This window comes from Paenibacillus sp. J31R120, assembly GCF_056269225.1.
On record NZ_JBWDNN010000008.1, the window covers coordinates 144,750 to 157,618 of the forward strand.

The 12,869-nt window shown below is 54.3% G+C and carries 6 protein-coding genes; all 6 read right to left on the bottom strand.

The window, feature by feature from the left end:
* Positions 1-12: 12 nt before the first annotated feature.
* A complete protein-coding gene (locus AC0YNW_RS23725) occupies positions 13-1,302 on the bottom strand; it encodes a glycosyltransferase family 4 protein (protein WP_475834033.1) in 1,290 nt (429 codons plus the stop codon).
* The gene (locus tag AC0YNW_RS23730; RefSeq protein WP_475834034.1) at positions 1,299-3,242 is read right to left on the bottom strand and encodes a CotS family spore coat protein; all 1,944 of its coding nucleotides are present in this window, start codon (positions 3,240-3,242) and stop codon (positions 1,299-1,301) included. Before AC0YNW_RS23730 ends, AC0YNW_RS23725 begins: the two co-directional genes overlap by 4 nt.
* A gap of 199 nt (positions 3,243-3,441) precedes the next feature.
* Positions 3,442-9,012 carry a phosphodiester glycosidase family protein gene (locus AC0YNW_RS23735; RefSeq protein ID WP_475834035.1) on the bottom strand — a complete coding sequence of 1,857 codons (5,571 nt, stop codon included), beginning with the start codon at positions 9,010-9,012 and terminating at the stop codon, positions 3,442-3,444.
* A gap of 424 nt (positions 9,013-9,436) precedes the next feature.
* Positions 9,437-11,347 (bottom strand): family 20 glycosylhydrolase, encoded by a 1,911-nt coding sequence (locus tag AC0YNW_RS23740; RefSeq protein WP_475834036.1) that lies wholly within the window; start codon positions 11,345-11,347, stop codon positions 9,437-9,439.
* Positions 11,348-11,673: 326 nt separating this feature from the next.
* On the bottom strand, positions 11,674-12,225 hold the full coding sequence (locus AC0YNW_RS23745; RefSeq protein WP_475834037.1) for a chromate transporter: 552 nt from the start codon (positions 12,223-12,225) through the stop codon (positions 11,674-11,676).
* Positions 12,212-12,865: a chromate transporter gene (locus AC0YNW_RS23750; protein ID WP_475834038.1), complete on the bottom strand. Its 654-nt coding sequence runs from the start codon at positions 12,863-12,865 to the stop codon at positions 12,212-12,214. The genes AC0YNW_RS23745 and AC0YNW_RS23750 overlap by 14 nt, the downstream gene beginning before the upstream one ends.
* Positions 12,866-12,869 lie beyond the last annotated feature (4 nt).

Here is a 12,869-nt window from a genome sequence, read left to right on the forward strand (position 1 = left end):
GAATAGGGGTACCTATTCGTGTTCAGTTACGGGTTCAGATGCAGGTTCAGATGCAGGCTCGGATGCGGGTTCGGATTCAGGAGCGAATTCAAGTTCAAATTCAGGTGCAGATTCAACTGCAGGCTCTGATACGAATTCGGATGCGCCCTCCACAGCGGCGGGCGGACTTTCCCAGACCTCCTGGATTTGACCCGCTACATGGTTCCAAGTGAAGTGGTCCTCTACCAGCTTGCGCCCATGCAAGCCCATCTGGCGGGCGTTGTTGACATTGGACAGCATGCTGTTCAGATTGGAAGCATATTCGGCCGGGTCCTCCGGATTCTGGATGATGATGCCATTGTTGCCGCGGATAATCTCCGGGTTACCCCCTCTGGCTGTCGTAATAAGCGGCAGCCCCGCTGCCATAGCCTCATAGTGAACGCGTGCCAGCGGCTCCTCCCAGATCGATGTGCAGACGAAGACGTCAGCGGCGCAAAACCATTTGTGAACCTCGCTTGCCTGTACATACCCCGTTGTCATAACCGGGATCGGCGACTTCTCCGCGAGCGCCCGCAGATAAGCGATATAATCGCTAATCCGATCGTCGCTATACCAAGCCGCGCCCACAATGACGAGTACTGCGTCTGAATGCCGCAGATTGGACATCGCTCTGACCAATACGTGAGGCCCCTTGTTGCGCGACAGCCTGCCGACGAACAAAATCACCTTTTTGTTGCCCAGCTTATGCTGGTCGCGGATACTGTCCCGATCTCTTTGCGCCGCCTGCGATTGCTTCCACGGAGCGAACTTCGACAGATCGACACCAGAATACACTGTGCGTATCTTAGACTCCGCCTGCGGATAGTCCTTGCAGATCGCCGCGCCGATATAATTACTGATCGTAATGATAGTTTCGACGCGCTCTATGATGGCGTCTCCCTCTACCTTGTTCAGCTTCAGCGGATTGAACATGTCGTTGTGCATGCTCAGCACAATACGCGCATTCGGCTTTACGGAAGCAACGGGAAGCACCAATTTGGGACGGTTGAAAATATGAATCAGATCGTACTCCTCCGTGCTCGCTTCCAGGTACGGGATCACATTGATCATATAGATATCAAGGACACCCTGGGAGTCAAACCGAAGATAGCGTATTCCGTTCACCGTCTCCTCTTCCGGCAGTTCAGGATCTTCTCGCCCGATAACGGTAATCTTATGACCGCGGCTCAGCAAAGGAACGACGCCACCGATATAAGTTTGAATGGCTCCACCCCGTATATTAGGCACCGGAAGCTTCTCTGTGCATATCAATAATATATTCATGGCTTACTCTCCCTTAACACTTCGCTTCTCCGGTAAGCGAGGATATAGGCTTTGACCTTAGCCTTCTTATACGATGTTCTTTGAGCAGCGAATGTTCCTTTGCCGATGGCGCCTTTTTTCTTTTTGGACGAAGGTGCTTGCACCGATTTTTTCTTGCCGACCGGCTTCTCCGGTACCATGAGCTTTCTTGCGGCTCTTCTGGCAGGTTCTGTTCTCAGCCTGCGAATATCCTCCTCGGTTGGCCGTTTCACATGCGGGCGGGAGATTATGTCGGCCTTCGGCGCCTGAGGGACCAATGCCTTCGAAGACTTCTTCCCTTTAGCCAGTTTTTCCGAGACAGGTTTCAGAGCTTTTACAGCTTTTGCAGCTTTTCCAGGCTTCAGAGCTTTGGCAGCTTTTCCAGGCTTCAGAGCTTTCGCAGCTTTTCCAGGCTTCAGAGCTTTCGCAGCTTTTCCAGGCTTCAGAGCTTTCGCAGCTTTCTCTTTCTTTGGCTTGACGTCCAGCGGAAGGTAGTAAACCGGCTCCTCGGACTTCCGTTTCTTCTGTTTGCGACGTCCCTTTTTCTCATCACGAAGCTTCTTTGGCGGCTTGTTGTAGACTGGCTCGGTTTCGCCCTTCGACCGTTTGCCTTTCCGGAAATCTCCCGGTTCTGCTCCAGGCTTCAGCAGGATACCCTTGCCATCCGGCCCCACAACGAGACGGATAATGTTGGACTCGCTGCGGGTCCGCTCCAGCGGACGTCCGCCTTCCACGCGCCGACCCTTCTTCGCGTAATCCCGGTACGTGTACGGCTGGCTTGGCGCTGTGACGATCTCCGTGTAGTCGCCTTCCGGATACTTGGCTTTATCTTTCTCCAGCTCGCGCAGCACTTCCCACTTGTTTGTCTCCGTTGCGATGACGCGATCCAGAATCGGGCCGAGCTCCGTGTCCATAAATTCGACAGGGCGGAACACCACTTCTTTTACATGCTTATAAAATTCGTTCGGAAACGCCATATCGATCCATAATAGCTCGAATGTCTCACGATCCAGCGGATTCGCGCGATGATACGCGTCAATTACGCCGCGAATCCATGCCAGATCCCATGCTCCCATATCATCCATCGTGCTGGTAATGATTTTGCGAAGATCACGGATCGGCAAGTCGAACGCCACACCGTCCAGATCAATGACCCAAATGCCGCCCGGCCCCATCTGGCCATTAGACCAGCCATAGTCCTGGTGAGCGAGCCCCCAGTGCGGCTCTCCTTTACGAATCATTTTTTGATACGACGACTCCTGGAATTTGGTGAAAATCTCTTTTGCCTGATTCTCGAATGTGTCCAATACCGAGAGCAATTGCGGACTTGCCGCCGCATCGGGGTAAGCCTTTGCGATATGGCGGAACCAGCCGATCTTCGTCATGATCTTCTGATATTGGCTCTCCCACTTGAATATACGGGTAGACTTCCCCGCCTCCAGGGGAGGCACATACCCTTTCGACCACTTGTGAAATTCCCCGAGTCCATGACAGAGCGTCTGCGCGCCTTCCAGATCGATCTTGGCGACGGGTGTCAGCGTGTCAATCCAATCGGTCACAATCCACAGCTTTCCGCCAGCTACGACAGAGTTTTTGCCATCCTTGGTCAAAATAATGCCGGGAACCCGCGCGCCCTGCTTCACCACATACTCTTGCGCGCCCACACTGAACAAGCTTCTTGCGGGCGTACGGTGAAGCACCTTCAGACTGCGGGTTCCGTGATTGGTGTCGATGCGCCAGATGGCGCCTCCTTTGTCCGGCTTGGAGGTAATAAGCGTCATGCCTCTGACGTCCATGTTATACGACTTGCATACCAGATAAGCGAGCTTCTCCAGCTCGGGTGGAACGTATTGCTCTAAGTTCAGACCGGAAGATTCTTCTGCCACCATGTCATCCCATGGTACGATTTGATACTGTTCCAACTAAGCAACCTCCACTCTTTTGCGGTAAATATGAAGTTCTATTATGTATATGTTTACTAGAAATTAATGGATAGGTATACAAGTGGAGATTTGTGCGCGGGCGGGCGGTTTGGGTGAATGCCGAGATGGCCAATTCTATCAAATCAAAAAGAAGACTGCCCCGGCAGTCCTTCGCCTGGGCAGTCCCTTATGTCTTTATTTAGTTCTTTTCAATTAAATGCAGCAGGTTGAGCAGCAGACTGGCGCTTTGCGCCCGCGTGCCGAAGCCTTCCGGCTTGAAGGTCTGGGACGGGAAGCCCTGCATCAGGCCTAACCCATGCGCCGCGGCGATCGCTTGCTGTGCCCAGATCGGCGCGGATGCCGTATCGCTGAACGGCGTTTCACCGTATTCTCCGACTGCTTCTTCGCTTTTTAAGGAATAAGCGCGTACAATCATCGCCGCCATCTCTTGACGGCTAACTGAAGCGTTCGGCTTAAACAAGCCGTCGCCTACGCCGTTCACGATCCCTGCTTTCACGGCCAGATTGACCGCGTTCGCATACCAGGCATCAGCGGCCACATCGGTGAAAGCAGCTGTCGCTTCCCCTTGCAGGCCTAACGCACGCACGAGCAAAGCGGCAAATTCAGCTCGCGTGACAGCTCGCTCCGGCGCAAAACGTTCCGACGCTACGCCTTCAATAATATGCTTCGCCGACAATTCCATAATGTCAGCTGCAGCCCAGTGACCGCCTGCCACATCAAGGAAGGACTTGCGGTATTCCAGAAGCGCATATTGTCCTGGCGCGCTGATGGAGGCCATCAGCCATTCTCCGCTGCGCTGGCTGCCCAGGTAAGTCAATTCGCCTTGACCGGATAGACGGTACACGCCGAGCAAGCGACCATCCGCCTGAGCGCTTGGCATCAGGGCGATGGATACGGCCTGCTGGAATTGTCCAATCGTTGTTTTCTTGCCATCCGGTTCTATGACGGCGAATGATAGCGCCAGCACCTCGCCCGACAGTCCAAGCTCGGCGGCAGCCTGCTCTTCCGCTGCATCAAGCAGCGATTCAGCCGCTGTCTTAGCCAAGCGCTCAACCGTGAGCGTAATCTTGCTTTGCTCCAGCTGCTGCTCCGGCAGCTTGCCCGCGAGCTCCTTCAGCCATGCTGAAGGCAGCGTGACGCGAAGATTACCCGCTTCCACGACGACATCCGATGCTCCTGCGAGCTGTGCCGCATGACCCGGAAGAATCAGCTCTTCCAGCGGCGCATCGGTACGAATCACGATCTCGCCCGAGGAAGTGCCTTGCAGCTGCTCCGGCTTCACTTCTACCCGGCCCGGCTTATCCGTCGGCTCCGGCGATGGCTCAGGGCCTGGCGTTACCGGCGTTGTCGGCTTTGTCTTCTTCACAATTTCGAAGGTATCGACCAGATCGCCATCTATACTAGTCGCCGTAATGACGATTTTATCGCCTGCAATCTCCACTGCCGTATACAGGTTTTTGTCCTCGTCATAAACGAACTCCTGCCATGGCCGCTCCGTAAGCGCGTAGAACTTCGGTCCCGTAGAGCCGCCCACGACGTAGCGGGTGCCCTCGCCTTCCTTGGCAATCTCTCCGCCTTTCATCGGGAACGTGCGCAGATAGATATGGTCATGACCGTTCATAACCAGGTCGACTTCGTACTTATCGAAGACCGGCACCCAATACTTTTGCACATTCGTATTGGCATAAATGCTGCCGTAAGGGCCCTGATGGAATACGATAACCTTCCACTTTTTCTTGGTTGCGGCCAGCTCCTTCTCCAGCCACTTCGCCTGTTCCTTGAAGGCTTCCTCCGACATTTCCGTATTCATCATGACAAAATGCACATTTTTCATATCAAAAGAGTAGCTGCTGCCCTTCGCTACATCCGCCCCGTTCTGCGGGTTGTAGAAATGAGCCAAGTAATCGCCGTTGCCGTTCGTGCCAGTCACCTCATGATTGCCGACTACCGTCTGCAGCGTGTACTTCAAGAAGAGCTCCTGCGCGGCGCCAAACCACATATTCCATTGCTCTTGCTCATGTCCGTGGTCGACCATATCGCCTGCATGAATAAGCAATTCCGCATCCGGCATATGCTCCACCGCCTTGGTCAAGGACTTGCCCCAATCATCAAAGCCTGCCTGATTGGAAGCCTGGGAGTCGCCCAGGAACAGGAACTTCACGCCATCTCCCGATGCCGGGGACGTACGGAATTCTCCTTGCGCGCTGACGTGGCTCTCGCCGTCGCCTACACGATAGACATAAGCCGTATCCGGCTTAAGTCCGGTCAACTGCGTGCGATGTACGCGGTAAGTACCGTCATTGTTCGTATTGTACAGGCTGTTTGTGCCCTCCGTTTGTTTCACCAGGTCCCCGTCAAATCCGGCGAAGCCTTCCTTCTCCGCCCACTCGACAACTGACACCAACACATCAGGATGCGTCTGCCAAGCGACATATCTGGAGGTAGAAGCGTTCTCGCCTACCGAGACGTTGATATTAACCGGCGCGACCGTATGCGCAGGCGGCGCTACGACAAAGGACATAATGGGGCTGTAGCTGTCGTCTTGCTTGGCCTGAAGCTTATATGTGCCCTCCGCCAAAGTGACGCCAGCCGTCGTCAGCTGACCTTCCGCATTGGATTGGGCTTCTTTCACTTCAGCTCCGTTCAGCAGCAGGACCGCATCGCGGACCGGCTTGCCGCCATCTGTGATCGTGAATGCCGCTGGATATCCAAGCGCGATATCGGCATGATTCCACAGCAGCTTTAGCTTGTTCTTGACGATCGTCTCCAGAGGCGGACCGTAAAACGGCTTCACCGTACCATCGCCCTCTACCATTACGATAGAACCGGAAACGAACTGAATGTCATGCTGGCGCGTCACCTCTCCGCCTTTGGCCTGCTCAAGGACGATTGGACCGATCACATCGCTCTTCACCGTATAACGGATGGTCGCCGCCACATCGCTGTCCTTCAATGAAGCGGATGGCAGATTAGCGAACTCAAGACGTACTGTTCCCTGCTCCGCATTCACCGTAGAGCTCAACTGGGCTTCGCCTAGCTTCTGCCCCCGTACCACTTCCAGTCCCTGCACGATTGCAGGGTCAAATTTGAATTCCGCATGGCCACTCTTCAGCTTGGCAGCCGATTCAATGGTTACCGGAATATCGTACGTTCCTCCTGCAAACACTTCCTCCGGCGTTTCATACAAATATTGCGGAGAGCCCAGATTCACGTTAAAGTACCATTCCTTAATGGTCTGGTTGCCGTTCAAATCCCGAATCGCTACCTTCGCTTTATGACGGCCTTCGGCAAGCGGCTCGGTCGGCGTATAGGTGATCAAGCCCTTGGGCGGATACAAGCCATGCTTGACGGGCTGATCATCCAGGTACACCCTGATCTTGTCGGGATCGATCAGTGTTGTTGCCGGATACTGCGCCGGATCATAGCCGACATCCTCGCCGATGACGCTAATCATCGGATGAGCGTCTCTGACGGTCGTATTCGGCGCCGGAGCCATTTCCTTCAGCACCGGAGGCTCGATATCCTCGCCCGCCGTGGAACCGTAGATCGCGCGAATCTGGTCGACGTAGATGGCGCCGGCATCCTTCTTCGCATTATTTGTCTCCATATAGCGAACCGGCATATCAATCGTGAACGGCTCTGACTTGCCCGTCGGGACAGCGGCCTCGACGTACTTCCATCCCGTCCAGTTAACGCCTGTGACCTGATCGGTAAAGTCGAGCGGAATCGCTGCATTGTTGCCGTCTCTCATCTGCATGCGGAGCCAGTGTGTCTTGCCATCGCCGTATACCCACATGCCGATTTTCTGTGGATAGCCCGGCACCTGAATCCGGTCATCGACCGACTTGGCCTGCAAGTAAGCGCCGGAAGTACCCGTTTTGCCTGTAAAATCGTACGATAATTTCAATGCGGTATCGCCAAAACGGACAAAGTCGGGATTGCTCGCTTCTGCAATGTCGACGTTATTGAAAGCTGCGCCCGCAGCGATGTAAGCCGACAGTCCGTTCTCAAAATTCTCCAGAACAACTGGCGGGATGCCTACGCTGACGTTCATAACAGCCTCCAGATCACCGTAAGACACGATAATCCGGCCGGATTGTCCGTTGCTCTCTGTAGCGGTGAATACGCCGCGCTCGTCTACCGCACCAATATCGCCTTCTACTCGCCACTCAAAGCTGTCATTGCTCGCTTGAATCACTTGACCGTCACGAGTCGCAACAACCTTCAGCGTCTCAACTGCTGCGGACTCATAGGTTTTCGTCTCATCCGGGAAGGCGAGTGCCGTCAGCTTGTCGACCACCTCAATGGCTGCCGAGCCTTGTACGCCTCCTCCCTGCACGTTGATGCTGCCCTCCGCCGCCTTCTCCCCGGCTGTAAACATTCCATCAGCCGAGATGCTTCCAAGCGCAGCCTCTACCTCCCACGCCAATGCGCCATTCACAGCTGCGGGATGTCCGTTCGCATCTATGCCCTTCACCGTGAACGGGAAAGAGGAGCCTGCGAGAATCCGCTCCGCGCCCGGCCGCACCGTCAAGCTTGCCACACTGCCCAGCTCCGGAGCCTTGTTGACCAGCAGCAGGCTGTTGCCTGTCTTGCGCTCACCGCCGTCGGACGGCGTGTTCATCACTTTCACCGCCGACTCCCCCGGCAGCTTCGCAACCAGCGTCGACGAACCGCCGCCGTCCAGGTTCATAGCCTGCACGACACCCAAATCAGCCAGCATGGCGGCGAGTTCCTCTGTCTCTACGCCTTCGCTAAAGCCCGGCTGTCTGCCGTCAATCTCGAATAGAACGATCGATCCGTCCGCCTTGGTTCCGATTGCTGTCCGTGGATGAACACCCGCCGGGCCAACGCCGTTCTGTACGACGCCGTCCTTGATCAGCGGACCCATGCCGCCGATCGCCACTTGAACATCGCTCCACTCGTCGCTCAGTGCAAACTCGGCCGATATTTCATCGCCGGGATTCAGGCCCGCGAGCAAGCTGCGCGCACTGCCCGATGCGGACAATACCGCCTTTCCTTCTTCGAGAGGCGCATTGCCTTGATTCTGGCGAACGGCTTCAACTTTAAGCAAAAGCGTGGAGCCGTGCTTCACTTCTCCATCAGCGATTTCAAGCACAACCTCATCGCCGTCATTCCCTGTCATCGTCGACGTATAATAATCTGTCGTATAAAGGACAAGCTGATTATCGCTGCGGAAACGGTTAATATGCGTCAGCGGGGAAGCTGTGCCGTTAATCGTCACCGTCTTGGTCAGCTGAGGCGTTCCGTATATGGACGAGCCGTCCGCCTTCAAGCCAAAGGCGTAACTGCTCACTGCGCTGTTCAAGATACGGCCTTCGCCCATGAACAAACCGTTCGGCACCCCTGTTGCGTTGCCGCTAATCTCATAAAAGTCGCCGTTAATACCGGCGATAACGCGATTGCTAGGCTGATCCGCATAAGCGGCCATCGCCGTAACACCTTCCATGCCGCGCACCTTGCCGGACTTCGTTCCGGCGATCAGGCCCAAATTGGCATTGGCAGGATCGAATTCTACGAAATGCGCTTTCTGTGTCCCTCTTGCTGTCTGCATGTCATACCAGGTGTAAGCTGCTCCCGGCGCCAGCTCTGTTCGGCGTACGTCGATGACTTGGCCGAATCCAGAGCTCGGCGGGTCCATAACGCCGGCCGAGACGGCCGGTGCCAGCACCGAAAGGAGCATCATGACGGCCAGAATCAGACTGGCGACACGCTGTCGTGTTTTCATTGCTGCATTCCTCCAAACTACGTTTTTTTATCGCATTCACAGCGATTATATTTGTAATTTTATTTCACAATCAATGATTTATGACGAAATAAAACATTATCTTAATATAAAACCTATCATTTTCATTCTTCTTTACAAAGAAATAATAGAATCGACAACGAATCGTCATATCGCGGCTTTCGACACTGACGAACGTCCCTCCACATTCATCCACGACGACTCATGTCGTCATCGCTCAACGCAAAAAAGCCGACTCGACAGCAATCGAATCGGCTCGGGCTCACAGGATGTTTTAATCCCTACCCTATAATGCTAGAATGACAGCCCGCTTAACCAGCCCTCCAGGGACACAAAAAATCGCCGTTCCCCTGCTGGGCAGGAGGCCGGCGATCTTCTTCACATTCTGCCTGTTGGCAGCCATTGCTTAGAACGGATTGATGACATGGAAAAATACATTCGGCGAAGCCATGCGGTAGTAGTAGCTGCACCAGCCAGCGCCTTTATTGTTGAAGCGGTTGGTCGTGCTGTAGAGCAAGCGTTCCTGCTCCAGCTCTTCGATCCGGTCAATGCGACCATCCACATAATCGAGGATACGCATACTTGCCGTATCCAGACGGTTGATGACGCCGCCGTAACGGATATCGATAACTTCCCAGCCGAATACTTTGAACATGCTCAGCCATTGCGCGCGATGGGCAGCGCGCAGCTCCGATACCGCCTTCGAGATAAGCGGCAGCGTTTCGTTCGCAATGCGCTTCAGCGTCTCTTTGTCACCTGCATCATAAGCGCGCTTCAGCTCGATGCCGATCTCGCTCTTCACCTTCAGCACAGCCGCAAGCTTCTGCGGCACCTCGAACAGATAGTCCAGCTCCGCTTCCGGATTGCGGCGCGATGCGATCTTCTGCTCGACGCCAGCGTAGTGCTCATTCATTGCAAGGCCTTCGATCTGCTTGTCGAACAGGCCGAGCAGAACGTCTTGATACAACAGGAACTTCGACGGGTTGCTTTGCTTCTGGTTGTTCGGCTCCGCCCCCGGTGTCTCATCCAGATACTTCAACTGCAAGTACGTGTCGCCATCGATGCCTGTGCAGAATTTGACGCGCTCCGCCACTACGTCCATATCCGGCGAGCCTTCCGTATAAGCATGCTCCGCATACAGCTGCAAGCCGAGGAATGCGATGTACGGATTGCTCTCCATGCCGTCGTCGCCCCACATCGTAGCGTATACTTCGTTGATGCCTTCTTTTTTACAAACGGTCAATGCCGTGTCTGTAGCAGGCAGAGACAAGCCGTAGTTGACGCCGAACGTATTGAACACCCATACCGCGCCTGCGAACACCAGATTGTTGCCGAGCGGACGATGCTTGGCAATCAGAGTCTCGTAATCTTGGCTGTCGACATGGTTGTAGTCCCAATACACCATATCGACATCCTTCGGAATGCGGTTAGCCATCTCTTCCGGAATTTGCGTCTCATGACCATAGTAGTCTTCGCCATTCGACGAAGCCAGCTTCAGGAACATGTCGCTCCACATGAGCGATTTCAGACCAAGGCGCCGTGTTATGGCAAGCACCTTGTCCAAATGCTGCGTCATAATATCGAAACGGCTGATATGGCCGTTATGGTCCAGGAATTTGCCGCGGCCAAGCTCTTCCGCCTCGTCCATGCCGATATGGATTTTTTTGCTGCGGAATGGCGCCGTGACGCTCTTAATCATATTTTCAACCAGAAGGTCCGTTTTCTCCGATCCAACCAGAAGCGCACCCTTCGTATCCTTGTATTCCTTCACCGGCTCCCACTTCAGAAACTCCTCCAGATGCGCAAGCGTCTGGATGCTAGGGAAGGCTTCGATACCGAATTGGTCGGCGTAATCGTCGATCTCCTTCAGCTCCGCAGCGGAGTAGCGTCCGCGCATGTAGCCGAAGTACGGCTCTCCTTCGATCTCATACGTATCTTCCATATACAACATCACTGTATTCAGGCCCATCAGCGCCATCTTGCGAAGCATGAACTTGAACGCTCCTACGGTCAGCACACCATTGCGGGACAAGTCAAACATCGGTCCGATCGTATCGAATTGCTGCGTCTCGCTCAGCTCGAACGCCTCTCCTGCACTGCCCTTCTGCACCAGCAATCCGAGTCCCCGGAAAAACTGATGTTTTTCCGCATAGCGAATATATGCCTGATCACCCTGCAAGCCTACTTGAAGCTCCTTCTCAGAAGGCTCGACGGATACGACAATACCGCCCTCTGCTTCCGTTACGCCCATATCCTTAAGCAGCAGCTCGATGCCGGAGCGCAGCTCTGCCGTATTGCCCTGAAACTGCAATTTCATCTAATGTTCCTCCTAAGAGTGATTGAATCGTTCATATATATGTATTTTACATCAAAACGAATGATCGAATCCATCATGAAAAAGTGACAAAATAAAGCGGAAACTATCAATCTTCTTGCAGTTCACTTACCCATCATGCCTCATTGACGCCACTATCCGTTGCTTTCAAAGCCACTCTATGGCTAACTGTCAATGATTACATCAGCTGATCTAACATGTCATTGCCTCAGTTCATCATAACGGGCCTGTTATTGAGCATTCGGCATGGGTAATAAAAAAGCTTGCGCCAACTCGATATATAAAGTCGGCACAAGCTTCGCTTTTCGTTAGATATTCAAATGCGGAATGACAAACCCGCCGTAAGCAAAGGCCGCAACAATGACCAATGCGGGATGAATCTTGCGTATTTGCATGGCCCAGAATGCCACTGCGGCAATGATAAGCGACTGAATCCACCCGATGGAAGCGATCGCGCTCTCTCCCATCTGCCAGGTCAGCACCAGCATCAGAATGGCGATGACCGGCTGGATCAGCAGCGTCATCCCTTTCACGACGGGCGACTGGCGATGCTTGCGCAGTACGCCAAGCAATATAATTAGCGCCACAGCGGAGGGGATGATCGTGGCTGCCAAAGCGACGATTAATCCGATCCAGCCGCCTACATCATAGCCGACAAAGGCAGCCATCTTCGTCGCGATCGGCCCCGGCAGCGCATTCCCCAGCGCCAGAATGTTGGAGAATTCCGACGGCGTCGTCCACGCATAATTGGTCACGACCTCCTGGTACATGAGCGGAATGGATGCCGGCCCCCCGCCATACCCTAACACATTCGCGACAAAGAAACCGATCAGCAGACGCCACCACTCAATCCATTCCATGCGTAGCGTCTCCCTTCTCCTTCAAGCGGACCTCTTGTTCCCTCTTCTCCTGTCGCGCCTCGCGCCTCCGCTTCCAAGTCTCGGCCATTCTCATATGGAAAGCGCCATACACGAGAAATATCATAATGACGATAGCGGGATGTAGCTGGACCAGTTGAAGCAACACGAAGGACAGCACAAAAAAAGCGCCGCCTGCCCATTTGCCCAGCCCCTTCACCGCCCGTTCGCCGAATTCGTAAGCCATCATCGCCAGCATAACGGCAATGACTGGAATAACAGCGCCGATCATGCCCTGAATAAACGCCGATCCGCTTAGCCACTGCACCGCTGACAGCAGGGCAAGCATCGCAATCGTAGACGGGACAATATGAGCCAGCACGGAGACGACCGCACCCGCCGTTCCTTTCAACCGGTAGCCCAGATAAGCGGCCATCTTCGTCGCGATCGGACCCGGCAGCGCGTTCGCAAGCGCCAATATTTCGCCAAACTCCTCGTCGTCAATCCATTTGTACTGCGTGACCGCTTCGTAGCGGATCAGCGGAATAACTGACGGTCCGCCGCCATATCCCAGCACGCCCGTCTTGATCATCGCCCAGCTTAGCTGCACATACGGATTGCCTTCGGCCCTGTTCTCTCCCATAACA

Excerpts from the sequence above, each read along its gene's own strand:
- AC0YNW_RS23740 (WP_475834036.1), bottom strand. The coding sequence starts at position 11,347 with ATGAAATTGCAGTTTCAGGGCAATACGGCAGAGCTGCGCTCCGGCATC.
- AC0YNW_RS23735 (WP_475834035.1), bottom strand. The coding sequence starts at position 9,012 with ATGAAAACACGACAGCGTGTCGCCAGTCTGATTCTGGCCGTCATGATG.
- AC0YNW_RS23745 (WP_475834037.1), bottom strand. The coding sequence starts at position 12,225 with ATGGAATGGATTGAGTGGTGGCGTCTGCTGATCGGTTTCTTTGTCGCG.
- AC0YNW_RS23750 (WP_475834038.1), bottom strand. The coding sequence starts at position 12,865 with ATGGGAGAGAACAGGGCCGAAGGCAATCCGTATGTGCAGCTAAGCTGG.
- AC0YNW_RS23725 (WP_475834033.1), bottom strand. The coding sequence starts at position 1,302 with ATGAATATATTATTGATATGCACAGAGAAGCTTCCGGTGCCTAATATA.